We start from the raw sequence: 17,320 nt of genomic DNA, 5'->3' as shown, positions 1-17,320 counted from the left end.
AGACTCCTTATTGAACGGCTTTACGCGGCAGCGAAGGGTCGGCCGGAAAAGTAAAAGAACGCAGATCAATCGTCGGCGCGCCATCGGCGCCCAGGCGGTGATCCAGAATAAGCAGCTTGGCGTGGGCCAGACCCAGGCTGAGTTGGCCCAGGTACTGTTCCAGCACAAAGGCCCGACCGGCCGCGGCGTAGGCCTTTTGTTCGGCGGTAAAGCGCAGGTCGGCCGCTTGGGCACCGGCATTCACTTCGCGGGCGGTGGCCAAGGCCTGGTCGCGGGCGGTGCTGGCTTGCAGCAAGGCCTGGTTGGTGTGTTCGCTGGCGGCGCCGCGCTCGCGGGAGATCAGGGCCTGGGCGCCGATCTGCGCGGCTTGCACGCCGTGGTAGGCATTGGCGGCGCCGGCCGGTGGGTGGATGGCTTCCACGACAGTGGCGAGGATTTCCACACCGCTGTCGAGTGTCTGCAAATCCGCCTGCACGGCGCGGCCGATTTCGTCGGCCAGGCGCGTGCGTTGTTCGCCGAGCAATTCGTCGAGGGTACGCGAGGCAAAATCGTGCACCAGGATGCGGCTGGCGGTGCTGCGGATCAGGGTCGGCACATCCGCGCTGTTATAGGTGGCGGCGAGTGCGGCCTGGTCGGTGAGGCCGATGCGGTAAACGAAGCGCACATCCATATTGACGATCTGGAAGCTCTGCTTGTCGCCGCTGCTGCTGGCGATCACCTGGGATTTGTCATTCACATGGCTGGCATCCCACAGCCGATTGGCAACCAGCGGTGCCGGGCCTTCGGCAGGCGCCAACTCCGGTGCGGCGGCCTCGCTGACGCTGGTGGCCAACTCATGCACCACGCCGTTCTCCACGTTGATCACGCGGCCCAGGGGCCACGGCAAGCCAGTATGCAGGCCTGGTCCGAACACCTCGACGGGTTTGCCAAAGCGCTCATAAATCCCACGGCCTTGCAGGGGCACTTCATGCACGCCGGTCAGCGCCCAGCCGACCGCCAGCACCACCAGCAGCACCGGCAAAAACGCCCGGCGCATGTAGGTAAACGCCCAGATCTGGCGAAGGTCGATGCCGAAACGGTTGTGTAATTCGTGCTGCAACGCCAGCAGCGGTTGTGGCGGCCAGCGCAGCAACCCGGCGATGAAGCTTTGCGCCATCAACCGTGGTTCAAGGCGCGGCTGACGCGGGCTGAACAGCGACAGCAGGCCTCTTAATAGAAACTCCAGCGCCACCAGCGCCGGCAGCAGCCCGACCAGCACCGCCAGGCGCAACGGCCAGACCCACTCGGCCCCGGCAAACAGCAGGCAAATGGCACTGACCACCAGGCAGATAATCGCCACCCGACTCAACTGCGCCAGTTGCGCGGCTTCCGGCCACTGGGCCGTGGTTTCCTGAGCCAGGCGCCGTTCGAACACCAACAAGCCAAACGCCAGGGCCAAGGCCAACGCAGCCCCCACGCTGGCCGCTTGGCCGACAGGCGCCGAGGGCAGGCCCAGGTTCCAGAATTCGATGATGCTGACCAGCGCCAGCAGCGACCAGCCGCCCAGCCACAAGACAGGGGCGCCGATCTGCCGGCCAAAGCGCTCCACAAGGCGTGCGTAGCGGCCCGTTTCTTCAACGGGTAATTCGATTGCCGGCCCTTCCAGCGCCTGGGCCCGCCAATCGGCCACCCACCACGCCGACTGCAGCCCTGCCACCAGCACCAGCAGGGCCGATGCGCAGTTGATCAACACCACCGGCCAGATCGACAACGGTGCAAACAGCGCGACAAACAACGCCTGCACCCAACCGACTACGGCCAGTACTGTCAGGCTGATACCGGCTTGCCGCAATCGGCGGGCATGGAACAGCCCTTGCTGAAAACGCGGCAGGCCTTCAACCGAAGCGCCGTCCGCCTCTAGATCCACTTGCATCCACTCACGCCCGCTTGTACACAATTCGTTACGATATAACACGTGGCGTGAAATTTTTGTTCGTTAAACAGGGTTTTTGAACATGGCAAAAATCTCCTGTGGAAGGGGGCTTGTTCCCGATGGCGGTGGGTCAGCCGGCATATGCATCAACAGGTAGACCGCCATCGGGGCAAGCCCCCTCCCACATTTGTCCCTCAGTGCTTTCCAGATCGTGACTAAACCCCCATAAACACGCGCCATCACTGGTATAGGCCATGAATAATCGGCACACTCCAGGCAGTTTTTCGCGGGCTCTCGGACAAGGAAGCGTCACCCCCATGATTTCGATCTATCAGCTCAAACCGCGGTTTCAGAACCTGCTGCGCCCACTCGTGCAGCGCCTCTATGACAATGGCACCACGGCCAACCAGATCACCGTGCTGGCCGGGGTTATTTCCCTGCTGGTCGGCCTGTTGATCGCCAGCTTCGCCCAACACCTGTGGCTGTTTGCGCTGATCCCGCTGTGGATGATCCTGCGCATGGCCCTCAACGCCATCGACGGCATGCTCGCCCGGGAGTTCGGCCAGCAGTCGCGCCTGGGTGCCTACCTCAATGAATTGTGCGACGTGATTGCCGACAGTGCGTTGATCCTGCCCTTCGCGCTGATCCCCGGCGTGAGCCTGGTGCCGGTGCTGCTGGTGGCGCTGCTGGCGGTGTTCAGCGAATACGCCGGGGTGCTGGGGCCGATGGTCGGCGCCTCACGACGCTATGACGGACCGATGGGCAAGAGTGACCGCGCGTTTGTCCTCGGCGTGCTGGCCACGGGTGTGGCGCTCGGCTGGCTCGGCGCCGGTTGGGTCGACACGGTGATGTGGCTGGTTGCCGCCCTGCTCGCCTACACCCTGGTCAACCGGGTGCGCCAGGGTTTGAAAGAAGAACAATCTATCTCCCCTTCAGCATAAGGATTTTGCAATGCGCGAACAGCAAGAGCACACCTTCAGTACCCATGACGGCGTCGAGCTTTTCTACCGGCACTGGCCGGCCAGCGCGCCGGCGGACGGCGAGCCGCGCAAGGCGATCCTGCTGTTCCATCGCGGCCATGAGCACTCGGGGCGTATCGCGCACCTGGTGGATGAACTGGACTTGTCGCAGTTCGACTTCTTCGCCTGGGACTCCCGCGGTCACGGCCAATCGCCCGGCGAACGCGGCGACAGCCCGAGCTTCGCCACCAGCGCCCGTGATGTGCAGACCTTCCGCGACCATATCGGCGCCACCTATGGCATCGAGGAAGAAGACTGTGCCGTGATTGCCCAAAGTGTCGGCGCAGTGATCGCAGCCACCTGGGTGCATGACTACGCGCCGAAAATCCGCGCCCTGGTGCTGGCGTCCCCGGCGTTCAAGGTCAAGCTGTACGTGCCCTTTGCCCGGCCGGGCCTGGCGCTCATGCGCAGGTTTCGCGGCAACTTCTTCGTCAACAGCTACGTCAAGGCCAAGTTCCTCAGCCATGACCCGGAGCGCGTGGCGTCCTACGACAGCGACCCGTTGATCACCAAGGCCATCTCGGTGAACGTGCTGCTGGGCCTGTACGAAGCCGCCGACCGGGTTGTCGCCGATGCCCAGGCGATCCAGGTGCCGACCCAACTGCTGGTCTCGGGCGCCGATTTTGTGGTGCACCGCAAACCCCAGCAGCAATTTTTCGACCGCCTTGGCAGCCTGAAAAAAGAACTGCATATCCTCCCCGGTTTTTTCCACGACACCCTCGGCGAGCGTGACCGCGCGGTGGCCGTGAGCAGCGCCAGGCGCTTTATCCTGCAGAACTTCGCACACCCGCTGGACCGTGCGTCCCTGCTGGACGCCGACAAACTGGGTGCCACCTGCGCCGAATCCGAATCCCTCGCTGCGCCCTTGCCGCGCAATTCCCTGCGCGACCTGTACTGGCGCCTGACCCGCGCCAGCATGGGCCTGGGCAAGAACCTGTCGGACGGCGTCAAGCTGGGCTTCGACACCGGCTTCGACTCCGGCAGCACCCTGGACTACGTGTACCGCAACACGCCCACCGGCAAAGGCAGGCTGGGCCGCATGATCGACACCAACTACCTCAACTCCATCGGCTGGCGCGGTATTCGCCAGCGCAAGCTGAACGTCGAGGAACTGCTGCGCCTGGCCATGGCCAAGCTGAGGGATGAACAGCGCGAAGTGCGCATCGTCGACATCGCCGCCGGCCACGGGCGCTACATTCTTGAAGCCTTGCAGGGCGTGTCGCCGCTGCCGGAATCGATCCTGCTGCGCGACTACAGCGACATCAACGTGCGCGATGGTGGCGCGCTGATTCGTGAGAAGGGCCTGGGAGACGTCGCGCAGTTCGTCAAAGGCGATGCGTTTGATCGCTTGGATTTGGCGGCACTGCAACCCAAGCCGACGCTGGCGGTGGTGTCCGGGCTGTATGAATTGTTTGCCGATAACGCCATGGTCGGCGGTTCGTTGGCCGGCCTGGCCGAAGCCGTGGAGCCCGGCGGTTACCTGGTCTACACCGGCCAGCCATGGCACCCGCAACTGGAACTGATCGCCCGCGCACTGACCAGCCATCGCCAGGGCCAGGCCTGGGTGATGCGCCGTCGCAGCCAGGCGGAAATGGACCAACTGGTAGAAGCCGCGGGCTTTCGCAAGATCACCCAACGTGTGGATGAGTGGGGCATCTTTACCGTGTCCCTGGCCCAGAAGATCTGACCATGCGCGAACCCGGTCTATTGAAACCAGCGGTGCTGTGGCTGCTGCTGTTGGCGCCGCTGTTTTTCAGCACCTACGGCTTCGCCACCTGGGTCACCAGCCAGCGCAGCGATGTCGGCACCCTGGTGTTCGGCTGGGAAACCCATATGCCGTTCTGGGCCTGGACCATCGTGCCCTATTGGTCCATCGACCTGCTTTACGGGTTCTCCCTGCTGCTGCCCAACAGCCGCCATGAGCTGAAGCAACACGCGCTGCGCCTGCTCAGCGCGCAGGTCATCGCCGTGAGTTGCTTCCTGATCTGGCCGCTGCGCTTCACCTTCGAGCGGCCGGAGCTGGATGGTGTGTTCGGCTGGCTGTTTGCCGTGCTGGCGGGTTTCGACAAACCGTTCAACCAGGCGCCCTCGCTGCATATCGCGCTGCTGGTGATCCTGTGGGTCATGTATCAGCGCCACACCCAAGGGTTATGGCGCTGGCTGGTGCATGGCTGGTTCGCCTTGATCGGTATTTCGGTGCTGACCACTTATCAACATCACTTTATCGACTTACCCACAGGCGCCCTCGCCGGCTGGATATGCGTGTGGCTGTGGCCGGTGGAACACCCCAGCCCCTTGCTGAATGCACGGCTGACCCGGGATTCGAAGCGCTGGCGCGTGGGCCTGCGCTACGGCCTGGGAGCCTTGGCACTGGCGATTCTGGCGTTTTCCCTGGGCGGCGCCTGGTTATGGCTGCTCTGGCCGGCGGTGTCCCTGGGCTTGATCAAGGCGAATTACCTGGTGCTCGGCGCGTCGGGCTTTCAGAAACGCAGCGATGGCCGGCTCACACCCGCGGCGCGCTGGCTGTATGCCCCCTACCTGGCCGGTGCGTGGATAAATTCGCGCCTGTGGACACGCAAACATCCACAGCCGGACCTGATTGTGGATAACGTGTGGCTTGGTCGGATTCCCAGTGCGAAAGAGCAGAATTCATTCAGCGCCATCGTCGACCTCTGTGCCGAATTGCCGATTAATCCACAGGGCCGCGCGTATCAAAGCATCCCGGTGCTGGACCTGATCGCCCCGACACCCGCCGACTGCCAGCAAGCCGCCGAGGCCATCGAGCGCCTGCGTGCAAGCGGCCCGGTGCTGGTGTGCTGCGCCCTTGGCTACTCACGCAGCGCCACCGCCATCGCCGCCTGGCTGCTGCACAGTGGGCGCGCTGCCACGGTGGACCAAGCGCTGGCTATTATTCGTACAGCGCGGGCCCATGTGGTCCTGCATCCCGCTCATCGTCAAGCGTTGGAGGGTTTGCCTCATGCCCGCTGATATGGAACTCCAGGTGGTCGCCAGCCTGCTGCGCCGTGGCCGTTCACTGGATCAGTTATCCACAGGCCTGACCGTGGCCGGGGTGTTATTCGGCCTGGCCCAGTTGCTGATGGCGAGTGTTTCAAGCATCTGCCTGCTGCTCAGCCTGTGGATGATTATCCTGGGGCTGCTGCAAAAGTACTGGGCGCTGCGGGTGGCCTTTGATGCCGACCTGTTCGCCCTGCTGGCCCGCGACATAGAGCGCACGGCGGACCTCGATCAAACCCTGCAGACCCTTGGCCTGCAATCGCCCAAGCGGGCCGGCCGGCCCTGGACCGAGCGCCGTCGCGGCGCCCTCAAATTGCTGCGCAAACAAGCCTGGCTGCTGGGCGCGCAAGCGCTGCTGACCCTCGCCGTGATCCTCGCCAGCCCCTGGCTGCCTTTCGCCGCATAAGGAATTCCCATGTTCGAACCCGTGGTCGCCACGCTGATTACCTCCATGGCCCGCACGGTCACCGGCGCCCGCAGCCTGTGGCTGGGTTGCGCGCCAGTGCCGGTGCAACGTATCTATTTCGCCAACCACAGCAGCCACGGCGACTTCGTACTGCTGTGGGCCTCACTGCCGCAGAACCTGCGCAAATTCACGCGCCCGGTGGCCGGCAGCGATTACTGGAACAAAAGCGCCCTGCGCCGCTACATTATCAACCGCGTGTTCAATGGCGTGCTGATCGACCGCGAGCGCAAGGACCCTGTGGATAACCCCCTGCAGCCCATGCTCGCGGCGCTGGAAGGCGGCGACTCGCTGATCATCTTTCCCGAGGGCACGCGCAACCTGGAGGACGGCTTGCTGCCGTTCAAAAGCGGCATCTACCATCTGGCCAAAAGTTACCCACAGGCCGAATTGATCCCGGTGTGGATCGCCAACCTCAACCGGGTCATGCCCAAGGGCCGCGTGCTGCCGTTGCCTTTGCTGTGCACAACCAGCTTCGGCGCCCCCTTGCAATTGGAAGAAGGCGAAGACAAAGCCGCGTTCCTTGCCCGAACCCGCGACGCGCTGCTCGCCCTCGCCCCGGAGCATTCCTGAGATGGATAGCCAAACCCTGATGTTATTCGGCGGTATCGGTGCGATCCTGGTGCTCGCCTCGCTGATCGGCCTGATCCTCAAACTGCGCACCCGTGGCACCCCCAATGCGGTGATCGACAACCTCAACGCCCGCATCAACGCCTGGTGGGTGATGGTGGTGGTCATCGGTATCGCCTTCTGGCTCGGTACCGGTGCGGTGATCCTGCTGTTCTACGCAGTGTCGTTCTACGCCCTGCGCGAATTCCTGACCCTCACGCCCACCCGGCGCAGCGACTACCCGGCCCTGGTGGCCGCGTTCTACCTGGCATTGCCGCTGCAATACCTGCTGATCTACTCGGACTGGTACGGGTTGTTCTCGATCTTTATCCCGGTGTACGTGTTCCTGCTGCTGCCGATCCTCGCCTCCCTCGGCGGCGACAGCACGCACTTCCTCGAACGCGCCTCCAAGGTGCAATGGGGCCTGATGATCGCGGTATTCTGCGTGTCGTTCGTGCCCGCCCTGCTGACCCTCGACATCCCCGGCTACGAAGGCCGCAACCTGCTGCTGATCGCCTACCTGGTGATCGTGGTGCAACTCTCGGACGTGCTGCAGTACGTGTGCGGCAAGCTGTTCGGCAAACACAAGATCGCGCCCAACCTGTCGCCATCGAAGACCGTGGAAGGCTTTGTCGGCGGGATTCTGTTGTCATCCCTGATCGGTGCGGCGCTGTGGTGGACCACGCCGTTCAACCCGTGGCAGTCGTTCCTGATCGCCTTGCTGATCAACCTGCTCGGCTTCGCCGGCGGCATCGTCATGTCGGCAATCAAGCGCGACCGGGGGGTGAAGGATTGGGGGCATATGATCGAAGGGCACGGCGGGATGCTGGATCGCCTGGATTCGGTGTGTTTTGCGGCGCCGATTTTCTTCCACCTCGTGCGCTACTGGTGGACCTGAACTTCTTGAAAGCTAACAAATTGAATTGCTTTGTAAGCCTATAGGCAAACAGAATCCTGTATTTTGTTAGCTTATAGGCTTATTTTTTGTGATTACTGTATGCCTATAGGCTAATATTTATTTCAATATTGATAGCCTATAGGCTTACAAAGGTCATTCACCATGGGTACTTCCAACCTCTACAAGCTGCGCCTTTCTCAAGTAGAACGCGCTATTGAACCCTTTAACACCGTTAAAGGCGCACCCGTTCCGCCAGGCGGATGGTTGCGTTCTATCAGAGAATCGTTGGGTCGCTCATTAAGAGCCCAGGCCGAAATGGCGGGCGTGTCTTCAGTGACCTTGACCAAGTCCGAGCGCTCCGAAGCTGAGGATCGCATTTCGCTTGCACAGCTAAGAAAGCTCGCGGCAGCACTGGACTGTGAACTCGTGTACGGCCTGGTCCCCAAAAAGCCCCTGCATGAAGTCATCCAAGACCGCGCCGAACTCATGGCCAAGCAAGAAATCCTAGGCGTCGCTCATTCCATGAGCCTCGAAGATCAACGTCCTTCTGATGCCTTCATCGAACGTCAGATTGATGAACGTCGCAAAGAATTGCTCGACGGTCCATGGACACGCCTATGGCAATAGAACTGGAACTTAAACCAGGTCAAACCCCGCTCGATCCGGACGAAGTCGCTGGGCTGAAACCGAGACACATCGCCACCCAAGGCGAATTGGATGAATGGGAGGCGCAAAACATCCTCAAAGCCTCGCGTTGGGTAGCTCGGCAAAAAAAGCTGGATGTGCTGAATGATCATTTCTGCCGCGAACTCCACGTGAAAATGTTCGACGACACTTGGAAGTGGGCCGGTACTTTCCGAAAATCAGATAAAAACATTGGCTGTGACTGGACACAGATTGTCGTCAACTTGCGTCAATTGCTCGACAACGTGGCTTACTGGCTGGAGCACAACGTATTCCCGCCAGAAGAGATTGCCGTGCGCTTTCATCATCGACTTGTGTGGCTACACGCTTTCCCCAATGGCAACGGTAGACATGCTCGCCTCATGACCGATTGCCTGCTGAGGCAATGTGGTCTTGCTCCCTTCTCCTGGGGGCGCGGTAACCTGGTGATCGTGAACGAAGTTCGCCAACGCTACATCCAGGCGCTTCGCGCTGCCGACGCCAATGATTACGCGCTGCTGTTGGCATTCGTGCGCAGCTGACTCGGTAAACATCCCCGCCGTGCGGCGTATCGGTGTCATCTTTTGTATCAAAGACGCGTGTAAGATACGCCGCACTTAGCCAGGGATGCTCACCATGTTCGATTCGCTCAAAGCCATCAGCCGTCGTGTTGTCGGTGTGTTTTTGACTGTGGTGGGGGCCGTTTTCGGCCAATGGCATCCGCCGCTGTGGCTGCGCGCCATCGGCCGTGGCCTGGCGAACCTGGGTAACAAAGCCCGCGCTTATCCGCGCCAGGCCGGTGCCGGCGTATTGGGCCTGGTGCTGCTGGCGGCCGCTGGCTTCTATGGCTGGCACTGGTACTCCAACCTGCCGCAGCCCCACACCGTGGGCTATTCGCTGCACAAACCCAACCTGACGGACTACACCCAGCAACCGCCGGTTGTGGATAACTTACAGGTGCGTTTTGCCGAATCAGTGGCCCCGCTGGCCGCCATTGGCAAGCCGGTCACCGAAGGCATCACCCTCAAACCTGGCGTGGCCGGTACCTGGCGTTGGTCCGATGACCGCACGCTGCTGTTCGTACCGGAGAAAGACTGGCCCATCGAAGCGGGTTACACCCTTGATCTGGCCAGGAAAGGTTTGCTGGCCGATGGCGTACTGCTCAGCCAGTACAGCAGCCAGTTCTCCACCCAGCCGTTCCGCGCCACCCTGGCACACAACGAGTTGTATCAAGACCCGTCGAACCCGACGCTGAAACAACTGGTGGCGACCTTCCATTTTTCCCACCCGGTCGATGAAGACAGCCTGCGCAAGCGCGTTTCGGTCACTCTCGGCAAAGGCCTGGCCTACCGCGACGCCCAGTTGCCCAACCGCCCGGACATCAGCTTCGACGAGACCAGGCTGAACGCCTACGTACGCTCCGCCGCCCTGGCCACACCGCTGGAAAGCACACCGGTCAGCGCCAAGCTGGATGAAGGCATCAAGGCCCGCGACGGCGGCAACGCCAGCACCGCGCCGCTGGTGGCGGAAGTCACCGTGCCCGGCCGCTATCGCCTGACCTTTACCGGCGCCGAAGTGAGCTTTGTGGATAACGAGCGCGGCGAGCCTGAGCCGGTGCTGATGTTCAGCAGCTCCAGTGCCGTGGCCGATGAGACCATTGCCGGTAAGGTCCAGGCCTGGCTGTTGCCGGAAAAGGCCCAGGACGACACCCGTCCCTATAACAGCAACGACATCGACGATGCCCTGCTGGCCCGCAGTACCAAGGTCACGCTGACCCACGTGCCCAGCGTCGAACCACTGAATACCCTGCATGCCTTCAAGTTCAAGGCCCCGGCCGGCCGTGCGCTGTATGTGCGCGTGCCCGCCAACCTGGAAGCCATCGGTGGCTACCTGGCGAAAAACCCGACGGCCTCGCTGATCAGCATGCCGGCTTATCCGCGCACCTTGCAGTTCCTGTCCGACGGCGCGTTGCTCAGCCTCAATGGCGAAAAACGCCTGGGTTTCATGGCCCGTGGTGTACCTGGCGCCCATGTGGAAATCGCGCGCTTGCTGCCCAACCAATTGCAGCACCTGGTGGACCAGAGCAGCGGCAGCTTTGCCCGGCCCAATTTCGGCAATGAGTACTTCGACCGCATGGTTGAACGCCAGTCCCTGGATATTGCGCTGTCGTCCTCGGACCCGGCGAAAACCGTGTATGACAACGTCGATCTGAGCCACTACCTCACCGCCAACGGAGGCCGTCGCGGCATTTTCGTGCTCAAGCTCAGCCCTCAGGATGAGCCGGCGGAGCGCACGTTCGACTATTCGCGCAGCACCACCTCTGACCTGCGCTTTATCGTGGTCACCGACCTCGGCATCATCGCCAAGCGCTCCAGCGATGGCAGCCATGACGTGTATGTGCAATCCATCGGCAACGGTTCGCCGGTGTCCGACGCCCAGGTCGACATCATTGGCCGCAACGGTCTGCCCGTGAGCAGCGGCCACACCGACGGCGAAGGCCACGTGCATTTCGCCAAGCTGGATGAACTGCGCCGTGAGAAAACGCCGCTGATGTATGTGGTCACCCGCGGCAATGACCAGTCGTTCCTGCCGATCGCCCGTCAGTCCCAGCAGCTGGATTTGTCGCGCTTCGACGTAGGCGGTTTGGAAGAAGACGGTGCGATTGATCGCCTCAGCGCCTACCTGTTCACCGACCGTGGCCTCTACCGCCCTGGCGAGACCGCGCACCTGGGCATGATCGTGCGCAGCGGCAACTGGAAAGGTGCCCTGCAAGGCCTGCCCGTGGAGCTGCAGATCACCGACCCGCGCGGCCTTGAAGTGATTCGCCAGCCGCTGAAGCTGTCCGCCATCGGTTTTGAAACCTTTGATTTCCCCAGCAGCGAAGTCGCCCCCGCCGGTGACTACACCGCGACCTTGCAGTTGATTGGCCAGAAACAGACCCGCACCGACCTCGGCAGTGTCAGCTTCAAGGTCCGCGATTTCGAACCGGACCGCATGAAGGTCAGCCTGAGCCTGCACGACACCCCGGTACAGGGCTGGATTCCACCGGACCAGGTGGTGGCCAAGGTCACCGCGATGCACCTGTTCGGCGCCCCGGCGGCCGGCCGTCGCGTCACTGCGAAGATGTCCCTGAGCCCGACGCTCGCGGCATTCGAGCGTTACCCCGACTACCGTTTCCGCCTCAACGATTCCCTGGAAGAGGCCAGCACCGAAGACCTGGCCGAAACCACCGTCGACGACAACGGCCAGGCCGTACTCGACCTCAACCTGCAACGCTTCGCCAACAGCACCTATCGCTTGCAAGTGATGACCCAGGTCTTCGAGGCCGAAGGGGGCCGTAACGTGGCGGCGCAAAGTGCCTTGCTGGTGTCGTCCGCGCCCTACCTAGTGGGTGTGAAAAGTCAGGACTCGCTGTCGTACGTCGCCAAGGACGCCCCGCGCCAGGTGCAATGGCTGGCCGTCGCGCCAGACCTCACCCCGCTGGCGGTGGATGGCCTGACCAGCGAAGTGGTCGAGCACCGCTACGTGTCGGTACTGGTGAAACAGTCCAACGGCACCTACAAGTACGAGTCGCGCATCAAGAACATCAGCCAACCGGCCTCTCCGCTGGTGATGACCAAGGACGGCGCCAGGCAGGCCCTGAACACCGCCACCCCTGGCGATTTCACCCTGCAAGTGAAGGACGCCAACGGCAACCTGCTCAACCAGATCGACTACAGCGTGGCCGGACGCGGCAACACCTCGCGCTCCCTGGAGCGCAATGCCGAGCTGCAACTGCGCCTGGATAAACGCAGCTACGCCACCGGCGATGAGATCGCGATCAGCATCCGCGCGCCTTACACCGGTGCGGGGCTGATCACCATTGAGCGGGACAAGGTCTACACCCAGCAGTGGTTCAAGGCCGACAGTACCAACAGCGTGCAACATATCCGCGTGCCTGCAGGGCTTGAGGGCAATGCCTACGTCAACGTGCAGTTTGTGCGCGACATCGGCTCGTCCGAGGTCTACATGAGCCCGCTGTCCTACGGGGTGGTGCCGTTCAGCATCAACCTGGATGCGCGGCGCATGGCGTTGAAGGTCGAGGGCCCGGCGAAAATAGAGCCGGGGCAAACCCTCGACATCAAGGTCAACGCCGACCGCCCAGGCCGCGCGGTGGTGTATGCAGTGGACGAAGGCATCTTGCAGGTAGCGCGCTACCAGACGCCCGACCCGCTGGGTTTCTTCTTCCAGAAGCGGGCGCTGGAAGTCGGCACCAGTCAGATCCTGGACCTGATCCTGCCGGAATTCAGCCGCCTGCTCAGTGGGGCGGCGCCCGGTGGCGATACGGAAGGCGCCCTGGCCAACCACCTCAACCCGTTCAAGCGTAAACATCAGCCGCCAGTGGCCTGGTGGTCCGGGCTGGTGGACTTGCCCGCCGGTGAAACCGTGCTGCATTACCAGGTGCCGGACAGCTTCAACGGCAAGCTGCACCTGTTCGCGGTGGCTGTGGACGCCGACAGCGTGGGCGTCAGCGAGGCCAATACCGAGGTCCGTGGCCCGATTGTCATCACGCCGAACGTGCCGGCTTTCGTGGCGCCGGGTGATGTGTTCAACGTCAGCGCCGGGGTATTCAGCAACCTCGAGGCGGCGGCGAACGTGAAGTTTGAAGTGCAGACCAGCGCCGGCCTGGTGGTGCAGGGCGACAAAGCCAGCACCTTGTCCCTGCAACCGCGCAAGGAGGGCACCGCCGAGTTCAAGATCAAGGTCGGCGAAACCCTCGGTTCGGCGGATTTGCGCTTTGTCGCCGTGTTGCCGGATGGCAAGCGGATCCAGGTGGCGGAAACCACTTCGATTCGCCCTCTGAGCGAGCATCGCGTGGCCCTGAGCCTGGGTCGTTTCGACAGCGCCAGCAAAGAGCTCAAGCCCACCCGCGAACTGTTCAGCCAGTTGCGCGATGTGCAACTGGGTGTGGCGGCCTCGCCGCTGGTATGGGCCAACGGCCTCAAGCATTACCTGGATGACTACGGCTATGCCTGCACCGAGCAACTGGTGTCCAAGGCCATGCCGGCGTTGATCTGGGGCGGCACCGCACCCGAGGCAGAACAGGCCTTCAGCAGCGCGGTGCGTATGTTGCGCCAGCGCCAGAACCAGGCCGGCGGCTTTGGTTTGTGGGCCGCCAACCCGGATGTGGCGCCCTACGCCAGCCTGTATGCCACCGATTTCCTGATCGAAGCCAAGGAGCGCGGGCTGCCGGTGCCGGAAGACCTGCTGGTGCGCGCCAACAGCTATCTGACGGACCTGGCCAACGGCCCGAGCGAAGGCCTGTCGGAATTGCGCAACCGCGCCTACGCCAGTTACCTGCTGAGTCGTCAGGGCATTCTGGTGAGCGGCGCCTTGAGCGATATCCGCGAGCGTTACGAGAGCTACTTCAAGGACAGCTGGCAGAACGACCTGGGCGCCGCGTACCTGGCGGCCAGCTACAAACTGCTCAAGCAGGATCGCCATGCCGACACCGTGTTCCGCAAGATCCCTTGGCGTTCGCTTGTGGATAAGTGGGACAGCGACGGCCTGTATTACGACCCGCTGGTCCACGATGCCGAGCACCTGCATCTGCTCGCTCGCCATTTCCCCGAGTTGCTGGACGATGTTCCTACCGCCCTGCTGGATAAACTCGGCAAGCGCCTCAACGAACAGCGCTACAACTCGCTGTCGGCAGCGCTGTTGCTGCGTGCCTTGGACAACTACGGCCAGCGCGCGCAAAGCGATATGACCCTCAAGGCCACTGCCTGGCTGGGCGACAAGCAGCAACAACTGCTGGAAATGGCCGGCCAGCCACCCCGCGCGGCGGTACCGGGCGCCACGCAAAAACTGCTGATGGAAAAATCCGACGGCCCGGCGGCGTTCTACATGCTCAGCGAAGCCGGTTTCGACAAGGGTGCCAAGCTCAAGCCGATCAACAACGGGCTGGAGATCATCCACGAATACCTCGACCTCAAAGGCGAGCCGGTGAGCACAGTGGCGGTGGGCGATGAGTTCCTGGTGCGCTTGCGCCTGCGTGCCACCGACCGTGACCAGGTGCAGCAAGTGGCCGTGGTCGACCTGCTGCCCGGTGGCGTCGAGCCTGTGTATAACTTGCCGCCGGAGCCGGAAGCCGCCAGCAGCGAGGACAGTGAAGGCGAAGCGTCCGAATACGTAGAAGAAAGCGAACAAGAAGCCGATGCCTGGCAAGCGCCCATCGGCGAAACCGAGCTGAGCAACTGGCAGCCGGACTATGTGGATGTGCGTGATGATCGGGTGGTGTTGTACGGCACGGCACTGCGCGACGTAGGCACCTTCGTCTATCGCGTGCGCGCCACCAACGCCGGCACGTTCAATACACCACCGGCCTACGCCGAAGGCATGTACGAAACCACCCTGCAAGGGCGCGGCAAAGTAGGCCAGCTTGAAATTACCAAGCCTTAAACGCCTGGCGCCGCTGCTGGCAGCGGCGCTGGTGCTGGCGGGGCTGCGGCTATGGCCCCACGCTCCGCTGGAACAGGCTGTGACGTCGTCACGGGTGGTGCTGGCCGATGACGGTTCGCTGCTGCGCATGACCCTGGCGGATGACGGCCAATACCGCTTATGGCTGCCGCTGGAGCGCATCTCGCCGTCACTGGTGGAGGCCTTGCTGCTTAAGGAAGACCGCAATTTCCATTGGCACCCGGGGATCAATCCCCCGGCGTTGCTGCGCGCGGCCCTGGCCACCTACAGCGGCGGCCAACGCCAGGGCGGCTCGACCTTGAGCATGCAACTGGCACGACGCCTGTGGGATCTCAACACCCGCCAGGTACCCGGCAAATTGCAGCAGATGGCCTTGGCCCTGTGGCTGGAGGCGCGCTACAGCAAGCACGACATTCTTGAGGCGTACCTGAACCTGGCGCCCATGGGCGGCAATATCGAAGGCGCCGAAGCGGCCAGTCGCATCTACTTCGGCAAGGCAGCGGCGCAGTTGTCGTTGTCCGAAGCCTTGGCGCTGGCGGTGATTCCCCAGCAGCCGGGGCGGCGCGCACGCTTCGGGCCGTCACTGCAAAACGCGCGACTGCGCTTGATGAATGACTGGCGCGAAACATATCCACAAGACCCGCGTAACGCCAGTTTGCTCGAGCTGCCCCTGGAAGCCCGCAATCGCCAGCAGATCCCCTTCCTGGCGCCGCATCTGAGCGAGCAGCTGTTGGCATCCCAGCCCGGCAACGAACTCAACAGCACCCTCAACCTGCCCTTGCAGCAACTGCTCGAACGCCTGATCAGCGGCTTTATCGCCGAGCGGCGCAGCACCGGTGTGGAAAATGCCACGGCCATCCTGATCGACAGCCGCGACCAGAGCGTCAAGGCGCTGGTGGGCTCGGCGGATTACTTATCCACAGGCATCCACGGCCAGGTCAACGGCGTGTTATCACGCCGCTCGCCGGGGTCGACCCTCAAGCCGTTTCTCTACGGGCTGGCGCTGGATCAAGGGGTGATCCACCCCATGAGTATCCTCAAGGATTTGCCCAGTAACTTCGGCTACTTCCAGCCGGAAAATTTCGACGGCAGTTTTGTCGGGCCGCTGACCGCACGGGATGCATTGATCCGTAGCCGGAATATCCCGGCGGTGTGGCTGGCCAGCCAGGTGAAGTCGCCGTCGTTGTATGGGTTGCTGCAACGCGCCGGGGTCAAGGGCCTGCGCGGTGAAAGCCATTACGGCTTGGCCCTGGCCCTCGGTGGCGGTGAGATGACCCCCGAGGAACTGGCGAGGCTGTACGTGATGCTGGCGGGCGACGGCCATCTGCGGCCGTTGCGCTATCTGCAGGAGCAGCCCCAGGCTACCGGCCCGCAACTCCTCACCCCGCAGGCGGCCTTCATGGTGCGCGACATGCTGCGCCGCAACCCGCGACCGGATGGCCTGCCCGCGCGGCACTGGCGCACCGCCTGGAAAACCGGCACGTCCTGGGGGTTCCATGATGCGTGGAGCGCGGGCCTGGTCGGCCCTTACGTGCTGGTGGTGTGGGTGGGCAACTTCGATGGTCGCCCCAACCCGGCGTTTATCGGTGCCAAGACCGCCGCGCCGCTGTTCTTCCGTATCGCCGACGCCCTGCCCCTGGCCTTGCCCAACGTCGTGATCAAGGCCGACAAACCACCCGCCGGCCTGGTGCGCATCGACGTCTGCGCCGCCTCGGGCGAGTTGCCCAACCGCTGGTGCCCGCAAACCCGCAAGACCTGGTACATCCCCGGTATCTCGCCGATTCGCGTGTCCAACCTGCACCGCCCGGTACTGATCGACACCCGCACCGGCAAGGCCGCGTGCCCGCCGTTCGAAGCGCAATACACCCGCGAGGAAGTCTTCGAATTCTGGCCCAGCGACATCCAACGCCTGTACCGCGCCGCCGGCCTGCCCCGCCGCACGCCACCCAACGTGATGAAAAACTGCCAGCCCAACCGCATCAGCGACCAGAGCGAAGCCCCACAGATCCGCTCACCGCTGACTCAAGTGAGTTATCAGTTGCGCCTGTCCCAACCCCAGGAAAGCATCCCATTGAACGCGAATGCGGCCAGCGATGCGGCGACGCTGTACTGGTTTGCTGATCAAACCTTGATCGGCCAGGGCCCGCCGCAAGCCACATTGAACTGGCGGCCGGGCAAGTCGGGGGAGTATCGGTTGCGGGTCAGTGATGATCAGGGACGCAGTGCGAGTCGGGGGTTGAGGGTGGAGTTTGTACCGTGATAAGCCGCCTCTGACCCCTGGC

The 17,320-nt window shown here is 62.8% G+C and carries 11 protein-coding genes; 10 read left to right on the top strand and 1 reads right to left on the bottom strand.

What is annotated here, in order from left to right; all coding sequences use genetic code 11:
* Positions 1-7: 7 nt before the first annotated feature.
* Positions 8-1,912: a protease modulator HflK gene (hflK, locus tag V3W40_RS16525; protein WP_330215356.1), complete on the bottom strand. Its 1,905-nt coding sequence runs from the start codon at positions 1,910-1,912 to the stop codon at positions 8-10.
* A gap of 317 nt (positions 1,913-2,229) precedes the next feature.
* On the opposite strand from hflK, the gene V3W40_RS16520 reads away from it, so the two are divergent.
* The 10 genes from V3W40_RS16520 to pbpC all read left to right on the top strand — a co-directional run bounded on the left by V3W40_RS16520 (position 2,230) and on the right by pbpC (position 17,298).
* A complete protein-coding gene (locus V3W40_RS16520) occupies positions 2,230-2,853 on the top strand; it encodes a CDP-alcohol phosphatidyltransferase family protein (RefSeq protein ID WP_098480678.1) in 624 nt (207 codons plus the stop codon).
* A gap of 10 nt (positions 2,854-2,863) precedes the next feature.
* A complete protein-coding gene (locus V3W40_RS16515) occupies positions 2,864-4,618 on the top strand; it encodes a bifunctional alpha/beta hydrolase/class I SAM-dependent methyltransferase (protein ID WP_330215355.1) in 1,755 nt (584 codons plus the stop codon).
* A 2-nt stretch (positions 4,619-4,620) separates the two neighbouring features.
* Complete coding sequence (locus V3W40_RS16510; protein WP_330215354.1) at positions 4,621-5,919, top strand: phosphatase PAP2/dual specificity phosphatase family protein; 1,299 nt, start codon at positions 4,621-4,623, stop codon at positions 5,917-5,919.
* On the top strand, positions 5,909-6,352 hold the full coding sequence (locus V3W40_RS16505; protein ID WP_330215353.1) for a hypothetical protein: 444 nt from the start codon (positions 5,909-5,911) through the stop codon (positions 6,350-6,352). The genes V3W40_RS16510 and V3W40_RS16505 overlap by 11 nt, the downstream gene beginning before the upstream one ends.
* 9 nt (positions 6,353-6,361) lie before the next feature.
* Positions 6,362-6,982: a lysophospholipid acyltransferase family protein gene (locus tag V3W40_RS16500; RefSeq protein ID WP_027608186.1), complete on the top strand. Its 621-nt coding sequence runs from the start codon at positions 6,362-6,364 to the stop codon at positions 6,980-6,982.
* Position 6,983: 1 nt separating this feature from the next.
* A complete protein-coding gene (locus V3W40_RS16495; protein WP_017528659.1) occupies positions 6,984-7,916 on the top strand; it encodes a phosphatidate cytidylyltransferase in 933 nt (310 codons plus the stop codon).
* 162 nt (positions 7,917-8,078) lie between these two features.
* Positions 8,079-8,543, top strand: coding sequence for a helix-turn-helix domain-containing protein (locus V3W40_RS16490; RefSeq protein WP_027608185.1), 465 nt, complete (start codon positions 8,079-8,081; stop codon positions 8,541-8,543).
* The gene (locus V3W40_RS16485; RefSeq protein ID WP_330215352.1) at positions 8,534-9,121 is read left to right on the top strand and encodes a mobile mystery protein B; all 588 of its coding nucleotides are present in this window, start codon (positions 8,534-8,536) and stop codon (positions 9,119-9,121) included. Before V3W40_RS16490 ends, V3W40_RS16485 begins: the two co-directional genes overlap by 10 nt.
* Positions 9,122-9,215: 94 nt before the next feature.
* Complete coding sequence (locus V3W40_RS16480; protein ID WP_330215351.1) at positions 9,216-15,020, top strand: alpha-2-macroglobulin; 5,805 nt, start codon at positions 9,216-9,218, stop codon at positions 15,018-15,020.
* Positions 15,001-17,298 carry a penicillin-binding protein 1C gene (gene pbpC / locus V3W40_RS16475; protein WP_330215350.1) on the top strand — a complete coding sequence of 766 codons (2,298 nt, stop codon included), beginning with the start codon at positions 15,001-15,003 and terminating at the stop codon, positions 17,296-17,298. The genes V3W40_RS16480 and pbpC overlap by 20 nt, the downstream gene beginning before the upstream one ends.
* Positions 17,299-17,320 lie beyond the last annotated feature (22 nt).

The organism is Pseudomonas sp. AM8, from assembly GCF_036346475.1.
Classification (GTDB): domain Bacteria; phylum Pseudomonadota; class Gammaproteobacteria; order Pseudomonadales; family Pseudomonadaceae; genus Aquipseudomonas; species Aquipseudomonas marginalis.
Note: the sequence above shows the minus strand (reverse complement) of the source record. Positions and strands in the feature narration are given on the sequence as shown.

What these genes read in the sequence shown, in the direction of transcription:
- hflK (WP_330215356.1), bottom strand. Translation starts at nt 1,912, where the DNA reads ATGCAAGTGGATCTAGAGGCGGACGGCGCTTCGGTTGAAGGCCTGCCG.
- V3W40_RS16520 (WP_098480678.1), top strand. Translation starts at nt 2,230, where the DNA reads ATGATTTCGATCTATCAGCTCAAACCGCGGTTTCAGAACCTGCTGCGC.
- V3W40_RS16515 (WP_330215355.1), top strand. Translation starts at nt 2,864, where the DNA reads ATGCGCGAACAGCAAGAGCACACCTTCAGTACCCATGACGGCGTCGAG.
- V3W40_RS16510 (WP_330215354.1), top strand. Translation starts at nt 4,621, where the DNA reads ATGCGCGAACCCGGTCTATTGAAACCAGCGGTGCTGTGGCTGCTGCTG.
- V3W40_RS16505 (WP_330215353.1), top strand. Translation starts at nt 5,909, where the DNA reads ATGCCCGCTGATATGGAACTCCAGGTGGTCGCCAGCCTGCTGCGCCGT.
- V3W40_RS16500 (WP_027608186.1), top strand. Translation starts at nt 6,362, where the DNA reads ATGTTCGAACCCGTGGTCGCCACGCTGATTACCTCCATGGCCCGCACG.
- V3W40_RS16495 (WP_017528659.1), top strand. Translation starts at nt 6,984, where the DNA reads ATGGATAGCCAAACCCTGATGTTATTCGGCGGTATCGGTGCGATCCTG.
- V3W40_RS16490 (WP_027608185.1), top strand. Translation starts at nt 8,079, where the DNA reads ATGGGTACTTCCAACCTCTACAAGCTGCGCCTTTCTCAAGTAGAACGC.
- V3W40_RS16485 (WP_330215352.1), top strand. Translation starts at nt 8,534, where the DNA reads ATGGCAATAGAACTGGAACTTAAACCAGGTCAAACCCCGCTCGATCCG.
- V3W40_RS16480 (WP_330215351.1), top strand. Translation starts at nt 9,216, where the DNA reads ATGTTCGATTCGCTCAAAGCCATCAGCCGTCGTGTTGTCGGTGTGTTT.